This is a genomic window from Microvirga medicaginis (genome assembly GCF_052658925.1).
Genome location: NZ_JBQWEL010000027.1, coordinates 45,406 through 63,315 on the forward strand (window position 1 = coordinate 45,406; position 17,910 = coordinate 63,315).

The following is a 17,910-nucleotide window of genomic DNA, read 5'->3' on the forward strand; positions in this document are numbered from 1 at the left end:
TCAATGTTCGCCAAGCCCCTGATCTTTCTCATCCCGCAGGACCTGTCTCCAGCCCCAATGCAGCAGCGAAGGATCATCGCTGTCGACACCGTGGGTCAGCAGGATATCGTGGATCTCGCCGAGGCGGCTCAGTGTTGCCGGACCGCGCTTGAGACCGATGATCACCATAAGGATCTCGATCATCAGCAATTGAACGACATAGGCGTCACTCCCGACACGCATGGTCGCATCGTTGGGAACGTCGACGCCGAGCACGATATCTGCCATCGCGGCGAGGGGAGCGTTCGTCTGGGTCAGAGCGATAACCGTCGCACCCCGCTCTTTGGCGACCGCGACAGCCTCCAGAAGGGTAGGCATGCGGCCGATAAAGGAAATGGCGAACAGCACGTCCTCCTCTGACTGCATGGCGCCTGCGACAAGTTGCAGATGAGCGTCAGAGAACGCGTTTGCCGTGATGCCGAGGCGGAACAGACGCGCCTGCATGTCGACGGCAAGGAAGTTCGAGGTCGCCCCGGTTCCGAAACAATCGACTCTGCGAGCGCGATGCATGGCTTCGGCTGCTCGCTCCACATCAACCGGAACAATCTGGTGCTGCCAATCGGCAAGTACCGAAGTGACGCTGCCGACGACATTGCGAACGACGTCTGCAGTGCTGTCGCCCGGAGTTACGCTTCGATGCAGGTAGGGAGCACCGACGGCTAGAGCGCCTGCTAGCTTCAGCTTCAGATCGCGCAACCCGTCGCAACCAACCGTGCGGGCGAACCGTACGATGGTGGGGGCGCTGACGCCCGCCTTTGCCGCGAGTTCCTCCACGTTGGCCTGCATGGCCCAGTGTGGGTTCTCCAGGATCATTGCAGCGATGCGGCGCTGGCCGTCCGACATGGTGTCGATGCTGGTATTGATCGATCGCAGAATGTCCGAGCCAGCATCTGGCGACACGCTGGGGAGAGGATCGGCGTCAATCATGCCGCAGCAGGCCTTTCGTCATTTGCCATGTCATAGTGGCAGGCGAATTTATGATCACCCCCTGCCGAGCGCAGCTTCGGAACGTTGCGTGCGCATTCCTCCGTCGCCATCGGGCACCGGGTACGGAACACGCAGCCTGACGGAGGGGCCATGGGAGAGGGAATATCGCCCGTCAGCATCCGACGGATCTTCGGTGCGTCCGGGTCGGCTTTCGGCGAAGCTGCGAGAAGGGCTCGCGTATAGGGGTGGCGTGGTCGCGACGCAACGTCTATCGCCGACCCTATCTCCATGATGCGGCCGAGATAGAGCACCGCGATGCGGTCGCACATCAGCTCAACGACATCCAGATCATGCGAAATGAACAACATCGCCAAGCCGAAGCGTTGCCGGAGATCCTGCATCAGGTTGATCACCTGGGCCTGAACGGACACGTCGAGCGCGGAAACCGGCTCGTCCGCGACGATCAGCTTCGGCTCCACGGCCAGGGCGCGGGCTATCCCGATACGCTGACGCTGGCCGCCGGAAAATTCATGCGGGAAGCGCGACATGTGTGCGGCGGGCAGGCCGACGGTCTCCAGAAGCTCTCCGATCCGCTCGGTGCGCCGGATTCCGGTGGCGAGGCGATGAGCATCGAGTGCCTCGCCGATGATGTCGCGCACACGCAATCGTGGATTCAGGCTCGCATAAGGATCCTGGAAAACCATCTGCGCGTTGCGGCGGAGCGCTTTCAGCTGCCGTTCTGGACGGTTCGAGATGTCCTCGCCCTCAAACCGGATCATGCCGGAAGTCGGATCGATGAGCCGCAGGACAAGGCGGCCGATCGTGCTTTTGCCCGAGCCGGACTCGCCGACCAATCCCAGCACCTCGCCCGGGGCGACATGGAAGCTGACATCCTCGACTGCGCGAACGAGATGCGGCGCCCGGCCGAAATGTTTCGTCAGGCCTTCGACGGCCAGAAGCGGCGAAGCGCTCATGCGGGGATCTCCCTCCATCTCAGGCAGCGCACGCTGCGATCCATCTCGGTTTCCAGCAGGACCGAGTCCACGCGGCAGAGATCGGTCGCGTGGCCGCAGCGCGGTGCGAAGGCGCAGCCGTCACCGACCTTGCCGATCGAGCCGGGAATCGACTGCACCACACGGCGCCCGTCCTCTCCACGCTGGGCGCGGGCTGGCAGGCAGTTCAGCAGTGCACTCGTGTAGGGGTGCCGTGGCGTGCGGAAGATCTCTCCAACCGAACCGGTCTCGACCACTTGCCCGGCATACATGACGGTGACCCGGTCCGCGATTTCAGCAACGACCCCGAGATTATGCGTGATGAACAGCACGCCCATGCCGATCTCCCGCTGCAGCCTTTGGATGAGCGCGAGAATCTGGGCCTGAATGGTGACGTCGAGCGCCGTCGTCGGCTCGTCTGCGATGAGCAGCGACGGATTGCAGGACATGGCCAGCGCGATCATCACTCTCTGGCGCATCCCTCCCGACATCTGGTGCGGGTACTCGTGGACGCGTCGCCGGGCGTTCGGGATCTCCACGAGATCGAGCATCTCCTCGGCCCGCTTGAGAGCGGACGCATGTCCGAGCCCCATGTGCAGGCGAACGGATTCGGCGATCTGCTCGCCCACGGTCAGAACCGGGTTGAGGCTCGTCATCGGCTCCTGAAAGACCATCGCGATCTCCGCGCCGCGCAGCCTGCGCAGGTCTGACGAGGGCAGCGCCGCGAGGTCGACAGTCTTTCCGGACCGCTGGCGGAACAGAATTTTTCCTCCCGAGACACATCCAGCCGGGCGAGGAAGCAGGCCCATGGTGGCAAGGCTCGTCACGGATTTCCCGGAGCCGGATTCCCCGACGAGAGCAACGGTTTCTCCCGGCACGACGGAGAACGTCACTCCACGAACCGGGGTAACCTCTCCGTCTTCGGTGCGAAAGCGGATTTCGAGATCCTGGATCGAGAGGAGAGAAGGCGTATCCATGCTCATAGCGCCTTCCGCAATTTAGGATCGAGCATATCGCGCAACCCGTCGCCGACGACCTGCAGGGAAAGGGCAGCCAGCACAATGGCGAGCCCCGGGAAGAGCACCACCCAAAAAGCCTGGTCTGCATATTGCTGACCAGAGGCGATCATGGTCCCCCAGGTCGGCAGCTCCGGTGGCACGCCTGCACCCAGGAAGGATAGTCCGGCTTCGGCCAGGACGGCATAGGCGAAAATGAACGTCGCTTGCACCAGAACCGGCGAGGCGACGTTCAGGAGGATATGCATGGACAGGATCCGGCGTGTCGAAACACCCAATGCGCGGGCAGCCTCGACGAACGGCAATTCGCGGATCACCAGGGTCGATGCGCGCACAACACGGATCACCCGCGGCGTGTAGACAATGGAGAGAGCCAGCACAACGTTGAAAGCGGAGGCTCCAAGGACTGCCACCAGGAAGATCGCCAGCAGAATGTCGGGCAACGCCATCAATGCATCGACGACCCGCATGATGAGACCGTCAAGAGACCGGAAGTAGCCGGCCAGGAGCCCGAACAATGTGCCGAACGTCATCGACACCAGCACCACGGCAAACCCGATGCCGAGTGACGCGCGGGCACCGTAGATGATGCGGGAGAGAATATCCCGGCCGAACTCGTCGGTGCCGAGCCAGTTCAGCTCGCTCGGCGGCTTGAGGCGGCGAATGACCTTGATCGCCGTCGGCTCGTAGGGCGCGATCCATGGAGCCAGGAGTGCCATCAGCATGGTGACGCACAAAACGATGAAAGCGATGAAGACGAGCTTGCGCCGGAACATGCGGCGCAAGAACAGACGAAGAGAAGACTGTTCCATGATCAGTACCGCACGCGAGGGTCGACGAAGGTGTAGATGATGTCGATCAGGAGATTGATCAGCACATAGATACCGGCGACGACGATGAGTGCCCCCTGGATGACCGGATAGTCGCGCCGCAGCACGGCCGACACCACGAGGTTTCCGATGCCCGGAAGCCCGAACACGGTCTCGGTGACAATGGCGCCACCGACCAGCAGGGCCGCCGTGAGACCCACCACGGTGATGATCGGCACGAGTGCATTGCCGAAGGCGTGGCGCAGAACCACGCGTGCTTCGGACAGGCCCTTCGAGCGTGCGGTGCGGACATAGTCGTCGCTCAGCACGTCGAGCATGCTGGCTCGTGTGAAGCGGACAATCAGGGCCGAGTTGACGATCCCGAGAACAGTGGCTGGTAGCGCCAGATGAAGGATGCGCTCCATGAACGGTGCGCCTGGCTCACCATAGCCGGCGACCGGGAACCAGCCGAGCCGGACGGCGAAAAGCTGAATGAAGATGAGACCAAGCCAGAAGCTCGGGACATTCGCCGCCAGCATGGCGAGACCGCTGACGATCTGGTCCACCAGACGCCCGCGCCACACGGCCGAGGCAATACCGGCCGGAATGCCGACCAGCGCGGCGACGGAGACGGAGAAGAGGGCCAGGAAGAAGGTGGGCTCCGCACGCTCTGCGATAGCCTGGATGACAGGGCGCTGCAGGAAGATCGACTGGCCGAGATTGCCGGTCGCGATCTCCTTGAGCCACAGAATGAACTGCACGAGGACAGGCTTGTCGAGCCCGTAGACCTCCCGCAGCCGCGCAATGTCTTCCGCGGTTGCCTGATCGCCCAGCATGAGCGCCGCCGGATCTCCCGGAGCGAGCCGGGTGAGGAAGAAGACCATCGTCGCCACCAGGAACATGACGACGATGAGGCTGCCAAGACGACGGCCGAGCTTGAGCCACATTGCTTCCTGCTCCGGGAAGGAGACAGAGACGATGAATCCGTCTCTGTCGTTGGTCTTTCGGGGAAAGAGTTCGCTTACTTGGCGATCTCGACGTTCCAGAAGGCCGGCCATGGCATCGGCGTATAGCCCTTCATCTTCGCCGATACGCCGCTCAGTGATGCGAAATTGCCAACACGGATGTACGGAACCTCGTCGTAGACGACCTGCTGAACCTTACTCCAGAGAGCGCCGCGCTTTGCAGGATCAGGTTCGCTGTTGAAGGCTGCGAGCGCCGCATCCTTTGCGGGCGTCTTCCACCAGCCCGGAGCACCGTCGCCGAGTTGCGGCGGCGACAGCATGGGCTCCGGCAGGAACGCCGAGTGGGTGATGTAGACGTCCCACAGGGCCGGATCGCCACGGCGCTGGATCAGGGTGGCCCAATCGACCACGTCGAGCGTGACATTGAAGCCGGCCGCCTTCAGTTGCTCGGCCATGACGAGCGCCATGCGGTTATGGAAGTCATATTGCTTGGAGTTGAGGATGCGAATGGGGGCGCCATCGTATTTGGCCTCCGCCAGCAGCTTCTTGGCACCTTCTGCATCGCCCTTGTTGTACTTGTCGGTACCGGCGGCGGAGTAGAAGGGGGACCCTTTCGGGAAATGCTCGCCGGCGACCTGATAGAATTTCGGATCGCCGAAGCCCGCGAGCAGAAGCTCCTCCGCATTCAATGCCATCTGGAGCGCCTGACGGACCTTCGCATCCGCCAGCGGGCCCTGCTTGGTATTGGTCGGTATATAGGGGAAGCCGTAGGGCATGGTCACGACGGCCGTGACGCCGGAGGCCGAAGATACCTTCTTGTTGCTCTCGACGGGAAGCTGGTCGGCGAATTGATACTGGCCCGCGACGACGCCCTCGACGCGCGTGTTGGCGTTCGGAACGGGAATGAAGCGCAATTCATCGATCTTCGCTTCGCGCTTGCCTGCATAGCCGCTCGCAGGCTCGCTGCGGGAGGCGTAGGCATCATGCTTCACCAGAACGACGTATTGATCCGGCTTACGCTCGCGGAATTTGTAGGGGCCTGTGCCGATGAACTCGACGAGGGGATTGGCGATGGACTCCTTCGCCATGATGGCGGCGAATCCGGAGGGAAGCGCAAGGTGCGCCAGCAGCGCCGGCTGGACTTCCGTCAGAGCAATTTCGACCGTCGACGGCCCTTTCGCGGAGATCGAGGCAATGCTCTTGGCGAGTCCCTTGCCGCGCGGGGTCATCTCGACCCAGCGCTTGAGAGAGGCAACGACGTCTTCAGCGTCGAGATCGCGTCCGTTGTGGAGCTTCACACCCTTGCGGATCTCGATCGTGTAGGTTTTGCCGTCGGCGGAGATCTTCGGTATCTCGGCAGCCAGCATGGGCTTGATGGCCCATGCGGCGTCGAAGGTGAACAGCGGTTCGTAGACATGCTGCATGATCAGGCCGACGAGATCGGCCGTGGATACCATCGGGTCCAAAGATTGCGGCTCGCCGACCATGGCAAGATTGGCGCTGGTCGTCGCCTGCGCCCAAACGAGGTTCGGCGCGAACATTACTGCTGCGGCCATTCCGGTTGCAGCAAGGCCGAGCCCGCGCGTCGTGAGCGTGCCCGTGCGATCCTGACGATCTTTCATGCAGTCCTCCATCGATATCCACCCAACGTGTTCCCTTATGTTTCAGATGGGTGTTGATGAAAATTTATTAAGCTGTTTGGTCGACTGTCAATTCCCTTGACCCGAAATAGTGCTGGTTTTACGCCTTGTCACTCACGGTCTGGGCCGGGCGCTTGTATCAAAGCAGGCAGAATGTGTAATTTACTTTCATCGCTCGTGATGGAGCCAGAGAAGGATCTTTCCGGATGAGTTTTGATCTCGTTCTGCGGGATGGGCATGTGATCGATCCATCTCAATCGATCGACCGGGTGACCGATGTCGCCTTCCTTGGCGGGAAGGTCGTTGCGGTGGGCGATCATCTTTCCGAGAACGCTCGCGTGGTCGAGGATGCGAGCGGCAGGATCGTCACGCCAGGGCTGATCGATCTTCATACTCATGTTTACTGGGGCGGCACGTCGCTGGGTGTCGATCCCTTGGTGCTGGCTCGCGGCGGATGCACGACCCTGGTCGACACGGGAAGTGCCGGCCCCGGCAATTATTCCGGCTTTCTCGAGCACGTGATCAAGCCCTCGCCGGTGCGGATCATCGCCTATCTCAATGTTTCCTTCGCCGGAATTTACGGCTTCTCCAAGCGCGTCATGGTGGGAGAAAGCGGTGACCTGCGGCTCATGGCACCGATCGATGCCGCCGAAGTCGCCGAAGCGAACCGCGATACGCTCGCCGGCATCAAAGTTCGTGTCGGCTTCCACGCCTCGGGCAATTCAGGAATTGTTCCGTTGGATATCGGCCGTCAGGTAGCCGATCGCGTGAACATGCCCATGATGGTGCATATCGACCATCCGCCGCCGACATTGCCGGAGGTCCTCGAGCGCCTGCGTGAAGGTGATGTCCTCACCCATTGCTTCCGGCCCTTTCCGAACACACCCGCAACCTCGGACGGCAAAGTGCATCCGGCCGTGCTGGACGCCCGTCAGCGGGGCGTTATCTTCGACATTGGACACGGCATGGGGTCTTTCTCCTTCCAGACGGCACGGATCATGCTGGACAACGGCTTCCTGCCGGACTGCATCTCCAGCGACGTGCACGCTCTGTGCATCGACGGGCCTGCCTTCGACCTGCTGACCACGCTGTCGAAGTTTCTCTGTCTGGGCATGCCCCTGACCGAGGTGATCAAGGCGGCGACCGAAAATCCAGCCAGGGCTCTCAGGCGTCCGGAGCTCGGTAGCTTCAGGCCTGGCAGCGCCGGCGACGCCTCGATCCTGGAGCTTCAGGATGGCACCTTCGATTATGTGGATTCGGTGGGCGAACATCTTTCCGGAACAATGCGTCTCGCGGCACGAGGTGTCGTGATCAACGGGCAGATGTGGCACGAAGCGTAAGAGGAGATTTGATGATGACACCTGAAGAGAAGCTCGCCGCATTAGGCTTGAAGCTGCCGGATGCTCCGGTGCCGGTGGCCAATTACGTGCCTTACCGCCGGGTCGGCAATCTGCTCTACCTCTCAGGCCAAGGGCCTAAGCGCGCCGACGGCACGTACCGGCCGGGCCGGCTCGGGCGCGATGCGACCATCGAAGAAGGCTACGAGGATGCCCGCCTGACCGGGCTCAACCTGCTGGCCGTCGCCAAGTCGGCCATCGGCGAGTTGAGCCGCATCGAGGCGGTGGTCAAACTGCTTGGCATGGTCAATGCCGAACCGGACTTCTCCGACCATTCCAAGGTTATCAACGGCTGCTCCGATCTGCTTGTCGAGGTGCTGGGCGAGGCCGGGCGGCATGCCCGTTCCGCCGTGGGCATGGGCTCGCTGCCCAATCGCATGACGGTCGAGATCGAAGCCATTCTCCTCATCCGCGACTGATTAGGAGCCGTCATGAGCATTCAGGCCCTCAAGGAAGAAGTTGCCCGTCAGTTCGGGACGCCAGCTGTCGTCATTGATCTTGATGTGGTGGAGCGGAATATCGCGCGGGTGCAAGCCCTATGCGATGCGGCGGCTGTGGCCAATCGCCCTCATATCAAGACCCACAAGAGCCCGGTGATCGCCGCCATGCAGCGGGACGCGGGCGCGCGGGGCATCACCTGTCAGAAGATCGGCGAAGCCGAGGTCATGGTCGAAGCCGGTCACGACGACATCCTGATCTCCTACAACATCCTGGGCGAGGAGAAGCTCAACCGCCTCGGCCGACTGTTGGCGCGGGCCAAGGTCACGGTCGCGGCCGACAATCCGGTCGTCGTGGCAGGCCTGCCGCAGGCCGCCGCGATCGCCGGGTGCAATCTCGACGTAGTCGTGTAATGCGACACCGGCCGCAAGCGGGCAGGGGTCGAGACCGTTGTCGAGGCTGTCGCGCTGGCCAAGGACATCGCGTCCCGGCCGGGGCTCTCGTTCGCCGGGTTCATGCTGTATCCGCCGGAGGACGCCATGGCCGAGACGCAGGCGTTTCTGGATGCCGCCACCGCCGGCGTGAGGGAACTCGGCCTTGAGCCGCGCATGGTATCCTCGGGCGGCACGCCCAACCTGCTCAATCTCGGCAAAATCAAAGGTGCAACCGAGCACCGGGCCGGGACGTCGGTGTTCAATGCCCGCATGATGCTGACGGCTGGCGTGGCGCGGCTGGAGGATTGCGCGCTCACCGTCTATGCCACGGTGGTGAGCCGGGCCGGGCCCGAGCGCGGCATTCTCGATGCCGGATCGAAGACCTTGACGAGCGACACGGGCGGGCTCGAGGGGCATGGCCTGATCTTGGAGCACCCGCAGGCCAGGATCGCCCGCTTTGCCGAGGAGCACGGGTTCCTCGACCTCTCCGCCTGCAAGGACCGGCCCAAAGTTGGAGACATCGTCCGCATCGTGCCGAACCATGTTTGCGTGGTGGTCAACATGGTAGACCGCTTGGTCACCGTGCGGGGAGATGAAATCGTCGGTGAACTGCCTGTCGCTGCCCGCGGGCGCCTGACCTGAACCGGCGACAAGAGGCCTCATCGAGAACGGTCGGCACGTTTCCGGATCGCAAGCCGCTCCGATGTTTTTCGATGCATTTTCTCCTCGGCTTCGCCGGAAGATGCTCGGGTCCTATGAAAGCTGCGCACCGGCGTCCCGACAGCATCGTCCCAGGGCATCAAGGACTGCCATTTCGTCGATCCGTGTTCCGTGGCGCTGGAGGCAGGGAACGACGATGCTGGCGACCGCATGACCTGCGGGTCCGATGATGGGGCAGGCGATATCCGTCACGGCGACGATGTCCCGGCTCGGCGCAATCTGATAGCCGCGGGCCCGGATCTCTGCAAGTTGCCGGCGGGTTTCAGGGATGTCGAGCATGCGCTGCGCATCCTCCGACGCCTCCCGCATCAGAAGATGCAGCCGATGCTCCGGCTGGAACGCGAGGATGAGTTGGCCGGAATTGGCCTCCAAGGCCGGACGGCCGTAACCGAGTCTGATCGTGACGCCTGCGTCGAGATATCCTGCTGTTGTTGCCACGACAACCGTTTCGGCTCTGCTTAGGACGACGAGATGGGCGCCCTGTCCGGTGTTCTCGCTGAAGCGCTCCATGTGCGGCAACACGACCGAGGTCAGCTGTCGGCCGCGCGGCGTGCGTATGCCGAGGTCGAAGAGGCGTCGTGAGAGTGCCAGACGCTCAGTGCCGGGCTCTCGCTCGAGATAGCCGCGCTGCTGCAGGACAAACACCATGCGGAAAATCTCGCCCTTGGACCGGCCGAGTTGTTCGGCGATGGCCCGTGTCGAGAGGGGTTCTCCCGCCTCGGCGAGAAGCTCCAGTATATCGAGCCCCTTTTCGAGCGCCGGAGCCGCATAGGCCGCGCGGACGAGATCAGTATCGGCGGAGAGGGAGGATTTCACGGGTTTGTGCTTCATATATGAAACTTGACATCAAATAAGAAGTTATCTTAGCCTTTCCCTTGCGATAGGGGTAGGCCGATGTTTGCATCGCTGAGACATGCCTGGATCCTGTGCTGTCCAGCCGGCGGCAAGAGCTCTGCCGAGGCGGTGCGATGAAATACGGCCTCCAGTTCCGCGATGTCTTTGCGGCTTGGGAGGCCTTCCTCGATGGTGTGCTGGTGACGCTGACCCTTTCCGGTGCCGCCATGCTTGGAGGGCTGGCGATTGGCATCACGTTTGCGGCCGCACAAATCTATGGTCATCTGGTGTTGCGCCGCCTGGTCGTCGCCTATGTCGAGGCGATCCGCAACACGCCACTGCTGGTTCAGCTCTTCCTGATCTTCTTCGGCCTTCCAAGTCTCGGCCTGAGGCTCGACGGCATGACGGCGGCAGCGATCGCGCTCGTCATAAACCTGGGGGCCTACACCACCGAGATCGTTCGCGCGGGTCTCGAGGCGGTGCCGCGCGCGCAAATCGAGGCTGGCTCCTCGCTGGGTCTCTCGGGACTCCAGGTCTTCCGCCACATTGTGTTGTTCCCGGCGCTGAAGGCTATGGTGCCGGCGCTATCGAGCCAGTTCGTTCTTCTCATGCTGGCGACAAGCATCGTGTCGCAAATCTCGGTTCCCGACCTCTTCCACGCCGCGTCTATCGTGCAATCGCGCACGTTCCGCGACTTCGAGGTCTATATTGTAATCGGCGCGCTCTATCTCGCGCTCGCCTTCCTCTTCAGAGGGCTGTTCGCCCTGATCTATCACTGGGCGTTTGCAAGACGATGATCCGCTCCTTCGACCTTATCGATGTTCTCTATCTCATCGCCGCCGCGCGCTGGACGCTGATGCTGACCGCAGTCGCCTTCATCGGGGCCGCTCTGGTCGGAATGATCGTCGCAGTTCTTCGCGTGGTGCCGTTAACACCTCTTCGCTGGCTCGCCGCTTTCTACATCCAGGTGGTTCAAGGTACGCCGCTGCTCGTGTGGCTGTTCGCGCTCTACTTCGGGCTGTCTATCATCGGCCTTTCTGTCAACGCCTGGATCGCGGCGGCGGTTGCCTTCTCCATCTATGGAGGCGCTTTCCTCGGCGAGATCTGGCGAGGGGCGCTCATCTCGATCTCGAAAACGCAGTGGGAGGCCGGTGCGTCTCTGGGGCTCTCCTTCTTCGAGCAGCTTCGCCACGTTATCGTCCCACAATCGATCCGAGTGGCCACTCCGCCGACCGTCGGCTTTCTCGTCCAGTTGATCAAGAACACGTCCCTTGCCGCGACCATTGGGCTCGTTGAACTCACCCGCGAGGGACAGCTCACCTCCGCCGCCACGTTCCGCCCCTTCACGGTCTATCTGACGGTGGCGGCGCTGTACTTCACGATGTGCTTCCCTCTGACCCAATGGAGCCGCTCGCTTGAGCGGAAGTCGAATGGCGCTCGTTGAACTGAACCGAATTACCAAGCGCTACGGCGACCTGACCGTGCTGAACGACGTGTCGCTGGCAGTCGAGAAGGGGGAGATTATCGCGGTGCTTGGGCGCTCGGGCTCGGGGAAGAGCACGATGCTCCGCTGCATTAACGGTCTCGAGAACATCCAGGGCGGCGAGATCATCGTCGATGGAGTGAAAGTCAATGATCCGGCGACCGACCTCCGCAGCCTGCGCCAGCGGGTCGGCATCGTGTTCCAGAGCTTTAATCTCTTTCCGCATCTCTCCGTGGCGGACAACATCACTCTTGCGCCACGGATCGTGAAGGGAAAGGACCCGCGGGCAGCCCGCGAGCTGGCTCGCGACGTCCTGCAGCGCGTTGGGCTGGAGGACAAGCTCGATGCCTACCCCGATCAGTTGTCGGGCGGACAGCAGCAGCGCGTCGCAATTGCACGCTCGCTCGCCATGCATCCGCAGGTCATGCTGTTCGACGAGGTGACCTCCGCGCTCGATCCTGAGCTCACCGGAGAAGTCCTCAAGGTTCTCGAAGCCATGGCGAAGGAGGGCATGACCATGATTCTGGTCACCCACGAGATCGGCTTCGCACGCCGTTTCGGCTCCAGGGTGGTGTTCATGCACCAGGGCCAGATCTGGGAGGAGGGCGCGGCCGCCGCCACGCTCGCCAGTCCGCGCACCCGGGAGCTCGAAACCTTCCTCAGCGCAGTCCTGCACTGAGGACAATCAGGAGGAACACGACAATGCGCTCGATCTTTGCGGCACTTGCCGCCATCGCGATCGGGATTTTCGGCGCCGCCGAAGCCCGAGCCGACAAGCTCCAGGACATTCTCTCGAAGGGCGTGGTCCGCATCGGCGTGCCGCTCGATGCGCCACCCTTCGGCTCGCAGGATGCCAATCGCAATCCCATCGGCTTCGATATCGAGATGGCCGAGATGGTCGCGAAGGCGCTCGGGGTCAAACTCGAGATGCAGCAGATCACCGGAGCCAACCGCATCCCGTTCCTGCTCACCGACAAGGTGGACATCGTCATCTCGGTGATGGGGCTCACGCCGGAACGCGCCAAGCAGATCCAGTTCACTGCGCCGTACGCCAACACCTTCCTGGCGGTCTACGGGGCCAAGGCCGCCGAGGTCTCCGGTCCTGACAAGCTGGGCTCGCTCAAAGTCGCTGCGGCCAAGGGCACGACCCAGGAACTCGCCATCAGCGCGGCGAACCCAAAGGCGAACCTGATGCGCACCGAGGACGACGCCACCGCGGCGGCCGCTTATATTTCCGGCCAGGCCGACCTGATTGCCACCAACAGCATCGTTGCCCAAGCACTCGCCAAGCAGAATCCGAACAAGGAATTCGAGCGCAAGTTCACGATCCGGCGCAGCCCGGCCCATATGGGTGTACAAATGGACCAGCACAATCTGGTCCGCTGGCTCGACGGCTTCATCTTTTTCAATACGATGAACGGCGAACTCGATCGACTGCACCGCAAGTATCTCGATATGCCGATGGATCCATTGCCGTCTCTCTGAGGCACCGCAATCCGCCGGGCGGCCTCCGCCCGGCACCTCCTTTCCAGCAGGCTCGGCCGGACGTGCTCCGCGCCCGCTTGCGTGATCCCGTGAGCATCATGTCCGCTGTCTCCCAGCCCAGGCCTTCGAGCGCCTTCATCACTGTCGACCCTGACCGAAACGGCAAGCAGGTCGGTTTCATCATGATCCCGCATTCGCCCCACGATGACGCTTGGGGTGTCACGCGGGTACCGGTCGCTGTCATCAAGAACGGCGATGGCCCGACCGTGGTCCTCGAAGGCGGCAATCACGGTGATGAATACGAGGGGCCGATCACGATCTGCGACATGATCCGCGATTTGGATCCCGGGCGGATCCAGGGCCGTCTCATCCTCATGCCCGCCAACAATGTTCATGCGGTCGTGGCTGGGCAGAGGACCTCGCCGGTCGACGGCTTGAACTTCAACCGTACCTTTCCGGGCGATCCGCGTGGAACGATCACGCAGCAGATCGCGGCCTATGTCGCGGATCACATTTATCCGCTGGCCGACGCCTTCATCGACCTCCATTCGGGCGGCTCGTCCCTCGACATCATTCCGAGCGCCATCATCGAGCCGACCACCGATCCGGAACTTCATCGCCGCAACATTGCTGCGGTGCAGGCTTTCGATGCGCCCATGACAGTGGTGATCAGCAATCTGGGCGAACCGCGAACGGCTACCGCCGCCGCCTGCCGTTCTGGCCTCGTGACGGTGGGATCGGAGATGGGCGGCGGCGGCACCGTTTCCCTCGAGGCGCTCGAGGTCTGTCGTCGCGGCGTTTACAACGTGCTGGCCCACTTGGGCGTTCTGCCGTCTGACAACATCATGCCCCGCCGGAACGATGGGCAACTCTTCGAATTGCCGGGAACGGCGGCCTATGTATTCGCCACCGCCGATGGGATCTTTGAGCCGTTCCACCCAAATGGTACCGCCGTGAGGGCGGGCGAGCCGGCTGGACGGATCCATTGCACGTGGGATCCCACTCGTGCTCCCGAGACACTGCACTACGCGGCCGACGGCATCCTCTATGGCCGAAGGCAACCCGGACGGGTGCGGCCGGGAAACTGCTGCCTCGTCGTGGCGGCACCCTATCGAGGAGCTCTGTCGTGATCACAATCGACGACATCCTGTCCGCGCAGGAGCGCATTGCCCCTTTCATCCGGCGCACTCCAATCCTGCCGGCCATGCAGATGCGCGACGCAAGCAGGCTTAAGGGCCGCGTCACGCTCAAGCTCGAGCTCCTCCAGGTGGCCGGCTCGTTCAAGGCGCGAGGCGCCATGAACCGGGTGAAGACCCTGCCGCCGGAAAAACTGAGGCACGGGCTGGTGACAGCCTCTGGCGGCAACCATGGACTGGCTATTGCGCGGACCGCCTATGTGGCGGGCGTCACGGCCAAGATTTTCCTGCCCTCCAATGTCGCTCCCGACAAGGTGGCGAAGCTGAAAGGGTGGAACGCATCCGTCGAAATCGTCGGCTCCGTGTGGGATGAGGCCAACGAGGCCGCCCTGACTTTCGCGGCTAAAACCGACGCGACTTACGTGCACCCATTCAGCGACCCTGTTGTCGTCGCAGGCCAAGGCACGCTGGGATTCGAGATATTGGACGACATGCCGGACGTCGATACCATCCTGGTCGCAATTGGGGGAGGCGGGCTCATTGCTGGCCTTTCTACCGCCGTGAAGGCTCGACGCCCTCAGGTCAAAGTGATCGGAATCGAGCCGGTCGGGTCTCCCACGTTGCGAGCCTGCCTAGATGCGCAGCGCCTGGTCACGCTTGACAATATCAGCACGCGGGTGCCGACAATGGCCTGCCGACGAACGGACGAGGCTATCTTCGAAGCGGTGAGCCGCAATGTCGATGACATTATTCTCGTTACCGACGACGAGATGCAGGCTGCGGCCCGCTGGCTCTGGTTCGAGTTCGGCATTGCAGCCGATCTTTCGGGGGCAGCATCGATCGCAGCCTTGAAGGCCGGAAAAATCCCTCATTCACGAAGCGCTTATGTCTGCGCACTGATCTGTGGCGCCGGAACAGACGGTATGACATAGCTGTCGTAGTCGGTATTTGATCGGGCAGCCGGCGTCAGAGAGTGATCGGATTGAGCCTGTCCGACAGGATCAGGCTGCAATCATTTTCTCCTTTGCCAACGGCACCGCATCCAGGAAGGTCTGCATCGGCGTCTTGCCAAAGCACCACCGCCCCTGATCCGGCCGCTCCTCATTATAACTCCTCACCCAGGCACCCAGATCGCTCTGCAGCTCCGCCATCGAGCCATAGATCTTCTTGCGGAGGGCCACCCGATAGAACTCGCCCAGCACCGTCTTGTGGAAGCGTTCCATGATGCCGTCAGCCCGCGCCCGATGGCCATCTGATGATCGGCTGGAGCGCGTGGTCTTACGACTTATCGGCTCGGCCAAGGGCACTGATGCGAACCAAACCTGCCAATCTCGGCAAGCCTGTCTCCCACCAGGACGGGTTGGCACCGGATCTCCACCCTGCCGTTCTTGCGCGCCCGATGACGCTGCATGATCCAGCTCGCTCTCCGCCGGAGATTGCGAGATTCTGCCTGGGCGCGAACAATTGGAGATGACCATGACCAATGAGGAACAGGAAGACCTGACGGCGGAGCTCCTGGCGACCGATCAGGCGCTGGTCTTCATCGTGCGGTCGATTGCGACCCTGGCCGAGAAGGAGGGCATTCCACGGGAGGTGTTCTTCCGAACTTGGCTTGAGAATGGCATGCGGGCCATGGCCCGAACCCGACTGGTTGGCATTCCGCCGGAGCGACAGGAGAGGGTGCTGGAGAAAGCCCGTGCCCGCTATGAAGACCTCATCATGGCGTGTGCCACTCCACCGAGCTAGCCGCTCTGCGGTGAGGCCTCACGATCGAGGTCCTTTGGACATCGTCACGGGAGCGGCTGACGGGTCGGGCTGATGCGCAGCCGACTTCACTGGAGAACGCTGAAGAAGGAGTTCGAAGACGCTCTGCGCGAGCAGTGCTCAGGCGCGAAAAGTGGCTGCAGGATGATCCGACCTCTGAAGTAGCCATCTCACGGGATCGGGCGCAAGCACGGATGAAACGAGCCAAAGATAGAGGTGATCCAGCAAGGCCGCCTGTCGCTGAAGTGGGGTTTGCTCGACCGGATAGGGCACAACAAAAGAGGCCGCTCCCCAACAGGAGCGGCCGGTCTGACAGCGGCCAATCCGCCTCATGGGGTGAAGCGTCCTAAACCTTCAGGTCGACCGCCGCCTCCTTGCCCGTCCTGCGGTCGGACTGGATCTCGTAGGAGATCTTCTGCCCTTCGCTCAAGCCTCTGAGGCCGGCCCGCTCCACCGCGCTGATGTGCACGAACACATCCTTGCCGCCGGTGTCCGGCTGAATGAAGCCGTAGCCTTTGGTCTCGTTGAACCACTTCACAGTACCCGTCGCCATTGTCGTCTATAGTCCCTCTCTGCTGCGCGAATGGTGCCTTTCGGCCATTCTGCCTGTGCCGCCCGATCCCAGCGACGGAAGGCTAGTTGCGGTCCCAAGGGTTGGCAAGCATCAACGGCATGATCCTCCTCAAGGCCTCGACACCTTTGGATAGCTGGACGACGCTTGTCGGCGGGCGCACAAGAGACGTAAGCGCGCAAATCTCCGCACCTTTTCATTGATGAAGCAGTGATGGAGTCTGTGTCCGCAATGGAGACTGTGGACGCAATGACATTGAATAGCGCGGACCTTCCGGGGCAGCTGAGGGTTGTCAGGGTTCCTCGCAACGGGAAGCGGTGGTTTAATTCGGTTGAGAAGGAGCGCTTGATCGATGCATGCCTTGAGCCGGGGGTGTCGGTTGCAGGGCTCGCGCTGGCGCACGGGATCAACGCTAATCAATTGCGCAAGTGGGTCAAGCTGCGCCAGGACCGGAAGGCGACCGAGAAAGCGTTGCCGGTTATGCGTAGCTGCGCGCCGTCGGCCTTCGTTCCGGTGGTTGAGACCGCGCCGATGGCGCGGCTGCCGACCACGTCAGCTCGGCCGCCATCGGCATGCGTCCGCGTGAAGGCGTCGCTGCCGAACGGTGTGCGGCTTGAGCTTGAAGATGTGGATGCGCAGGTTCTGTCGGCGATGATCGAAGCGCTGGGACGTTGCGATGTTCCGGCTGGCTGATGATCTGCGCGTCTATCTTCACCGGGATCCGATCGACTTCCGGGCGGGGATCAACAGCCTTGCGATCCTGGTCGAGCAGTCGATGGGCCACAACCCGTTCGAGCGCGCGGTGTTTGCCTTCTGCAATCGCCGTCGCACCCGGATAAAGTTGCTGTTCTTCGATCGGTCGGGCTTTGTGCTGGTGCTGAAGGCGCTGACGGAAGACAAGTTCCGCTGGCCTCGGCGGCAGGAGACGGTGGTGTCGCTTAACGCCGAGCAATTGCACTGGCTGCTCGACGGCATTGATCTCGACGCGATGGTCCGCCATCCGGTGCGGCAATATCAGTTTGTCGGCTGAACTTGGCCGTTGACGTCGGGGAAGGCTTCCGATTCAAGACTGCGATGAATCGAACCGGCCCCCCGACCGTTGCGGAGTTGATGGCGCTTCTGGCGGCCAATGCTGCCGAAATCGCCGCGCTGAAGGCTGAGAGGGAAATCCTTGCGCAGCGCGTGTTCAAGCTCGAGGAAGAACTGGCGCTCGCGCAATTGCATCGTTTTGCGGTTTTGTTGCGCGGATCGGATTGTGCA

Annotated in this window: 20 protein-coding genes and 2 pseudogenes; 13 read left to right on the top strand and 9 right to left on the bottom strand. The window is 62.2% G+C overall.

The genetic code is table 11. From position 1 onward, the window contains the following. The 6 genes from ACUXUR_RS23825 to ACUXUR_RS23850 form a co-directional block, all read right to left on the bottom strand. Entirely contained in the window at positions 1-966 is a 966-nt protein-coding gene (locus ACUXUR_RS23825; RefSeq protein ID WP_445504832.1) for a MurR/RpiR family transcriptional regulator, read from the bottom strand. Further along, positions 963-1,940: an ABC transporter ATP-binding protein gene (locus tag ACUXUR_RS23830; RefSeq protein ID WP_445504833.1), complete on the bottom strand. Its 978-nt coding sequence runs from the start codon at positions 1,938-1,940 to the stop codon at positions 963-965. The genes ACUXUR_RS23825 and ACUXUR_RS23830 overlap by 4 nt, the downstream gene beginning before the upstream one ends. Continuing rightward, complete coding sequence (locus ACUXUR_RS23835; RefSeq protein ID WP_445504834.1) at positions 1,937-2,935, bottom strand: ABC transporter ATP-binding protein; 999 nt, start codon at positions 2,933-2,935, stop codon at positions 1,937-1,939. The genes ACUXUR_RS23830 and ACUXUR_RS23835 overlap by 4 nt, the downstream gene beginning before the upstream one ends. Positions 2,936-2,937: 2 nt before the next feature. Next, positions 2,938-3,786, bottom strand: coding sequence for an ABC transporter permease (locus ACUXUR_RS23840; protein ID WP_445504835.1), 849 nt, complete (start codon positions 3,784-3,786; stop codon positions 2,938-2,940). 2 nt (positions 3,787-3,788) lie between these two features. Continuing rightward, positions 3,789-4,730: an ABC transporter permease gene (locus tag ACUXUR_RS23845; RefSeq protein ID WP_445504836.1), complete on the bottom strand. Its 942-nt coding sequence runs from the start codon at positions 4,728-4,730 to the stop codon at positions 3,789-3,791. 74 nt (positions 4,731-4,804) lie between these two features. After that, complete coding sequence (locus tag ACUXUR_RS23850; RefSeq protein WP_445504837.1) at positions 4,805-6,370, bottom strand: ABC transporter substrate-binding protein; 1,566 nt, start codon at positions 6,368-6,370, stop codon at positions 4,805-4,807. Positions 6,371-6,594: 224 nt separating this feature from the next. Between ACUXUR_RS23850 and ACUXUR_RS23855 the strand changes: the two genes are divergently transcribed. The 3 genes and pseudogenes from ACUXUR_RS23855 (at position 6,595) to ACUXUR_RS23865 (ending at position 9,299) form a co-directional block, all read left to right on the top strand. Continuing rightward, positions 6,595-7,728, top strand: a complete 1,134-nt coding sequence (locus ACUXUR_RS23855; protein WP_445504838.1) for an amidohydrolase/deacetylase family metallohydrolase — start codon at positions 6,595-6,597, stop codon at positions 7,726-7,728. A 14-nt stretch (positions 7,729-7,742) separates the two neighbouring features. Next, positions 7,743-8,204 carry a RidA family protein gene (locus ACUXUR_RS23860; protein ID WP_445504854.1) on the top strand — a complete coding sequence of 154 codons (462 nt, stop codon included), beginning with the start codon at positions 7,743-7,745 and terminating at the stop codon, positions 8,202-8,204. Positions 8,205-8,216: 12 nt separating this feature from the next. Next, positions 8,217-9,299, top strand: a pseudogene (locus ACUXUR_RS23865) (D-TA family PLP-dependent enzyme). Between the two features lie 111 nt (positions 9,300-9,410). On the opposite strand, the gene ACUXUR_RS23870 reads toward ACUXUR_RS23865, so the two are convergent. Continuing rightward, positions 9,411-10,208, bottom strand: coding sequence for an IclR family transcriptional regulator (locus tag ACUXUR_RS23870; protein ID WP_445504839.1), 798 nt, complete (start codon positions 10,206-10,208; stop codon positions 9,411-9,413). Positions 10,209-10,345: 137 nt separating this feature from the next. Here ACUXUR_RS23870 and ACUXUR_RS23875 point away from each other — a divergent pair, with 137 nt between their 5' ends. The 6 genes from ACUXUR_RS23875 to ACUXUR_RS23900 all read left to right on the top strand — a co-directional run bounded on the left by ACUXUR_RS23875 (position 10,346) and on the right by ACUXUR_RS23900 (position 15,247). After that, positions 10,346-11,008 carry an amino acid ABC transporter permease gene (locus tag ACUXUR_RS23875; RefSeq protein ID WP_445504840.1) on the top strand — a complete coding sequence of 221 codons (663 nt, stop codon included), beginning with the start codon at positions 10,346-10,348 and terminating at the stop codon, positions 11,006-11,008. After that, positions 11,005-11,655 (top strand): amino acid ABC transporter permease, encoded by a 651-nt coding sequence (locus ACUXUR_RS23880; RefSeq protein WP_445504841.1) that lies wholly within the window; start codon positions 11,005-11,007, stop codon positions 11,653-11,655. Before ACUXUR_RS23875 ends, ACUXUR_RS23880 begins: the two co-directional genes overlap by 4 nt. Next, positions 11,642-12,373 carry an amino acid ABC transporter ATP-binding protein gene (locus tag ACUXUR_RS23885; protein ID WP_445504842.1) on the top strand — a complete coding sequence of 244 codons (732 nt, stop codon included), beginning with the start codon at positions 11,642-11,644 and terminating at the stop codon, positions 12,371-12,373. The genes ACUXUR_RS23880 and ACUXUR_RS23885 overlap by 14 nt, the downstream gene beginning before the upstream one ends. Positions 12,374-12,396: 23 nt before the next feature. Further along, positions 12,397-13,179, top strand: a complete 783-nt coding sequence (locus tag ACUXUR_RS23890; protein WP_445504843.1) for a transporter substrate-binding domain-containing protein — start codon at positions 12,397-12,399, stop codon at positions 13,177-13,179. Between the two features lie 98 nt (positions 13,180-13,277). Continuing rightward, complete coding sequence (locus ACUXUR_RS23895; RefSeq protein ID WP_445504844.1) at positions 13,278-14,309, top strand: succinylglutamate desuccinylase/aspartoacylase family protein; 1,032 nt, start codon at positions 13,278-13,280, stop codon at positions 14,307-14,309. After that, positions 14,306-15,247, top strand: a complete 942-nt coding sequence (locus ACUXUR_RS23900; RefSeq protein ID WP_445504845.1) for a threonine ammonia-lyase — start codon at positions 14,306-14,308, stop codon at positions 15,245-15,247. Before ACUXUR_RS23895 ends, ACUXUR_RS23900 begins: the two co-directional genes overlap by 4 nt. 69 nt (positions 15,248-15,316) lie before the next feature. On the opposite strand, the gene ACUXUR_RS23905 is transcribed toward ACUXUR_RS23900, so the two are convergent. Continuing rightward, complete coding sequence (locus ACUXUR_RS23905; protein WP_445504846.1) at positions 15,317-15,793, bottom strand: integrase core domain-containing protein; 477 nt, start codon at positions 15,791-15,793, stop codon at positions 15,317-15,319. Between ACUXUR_RS23905 and ACUXUR_RS23910 the strand changes: the two genes are divergently transcribed. Then, positions 15,792-16,061 (top strand): hypothetical protein, encoded by a 270-nt coding sequence (locus tag ACUXUR_RS23910; protein WP_445504847.1) that lies wholly within the window; start codon positions 15,792-15,794, stop codon positions 16,059-16,061. The genes ACUXUR_RS23905 and ACUXUR_RS23910 overlap by 2 nt on opposite strands. 364 nt (positions 16,062-16,425) lie before the next feature. Here the strand turns inward: ACUXUR_RS23910 and ACUXUR_RS23915 are convergent, their stop codons facing one another. After that, a complete protein-coding gene (locus ACUXUR_RS23915) occupies positions 16,426-16,632 on the bottom strand; it encodes a cold-shock protein (RefSeq protein ID WP_445504848.1) in 207 nt (68 codons plus the stop codon). Positions 16,633-16,899: 267 nt separating this feature from the next. On the opposite strand from ACUXUR_RS23915, the gene tnpA reads away from it, so the two are divergent. The 3 genes and pseudogenes from tnpA to ACUXUR_RS23930 form a co-directional block, all read left to right on the top strand. After that, positions 16,900-17,343: an IS66-like element accessory protein TnpA gene (gene tnpA, locus ACUXUR_RS23920; RefSeq protein ID WP_445504849.1), complete on the top strand. Its 444-nt coding sequence runs from the start codon at positions 16,900-16,902 to the stop codon at positions 17,341-17,343. Beyond that, the gene (gene tnpB, locus ACUXUR_RS23925) at positions 17,327-17,680 is read left to right on the top strand and encodes an IS66 family insertion sequence element accessory protein TnpB (protein WP_445504850.1); all 354 of its coding nucleotides are present in this window, start codon (positions 17,327-17,329) and stop codon (positions 17,678-17,680) included. Before tnpA ends, tnpB begins: the two co-directional genes overlap by 17 nt. Before the next feature lie 44 nt (positions 17,681-17,724). Next, positions 17,725-17,910 (top strand): annotated as a pseudogene (locus tag ACUXUR_RS23930) (hypothetical protein); the annotation flags it as partial.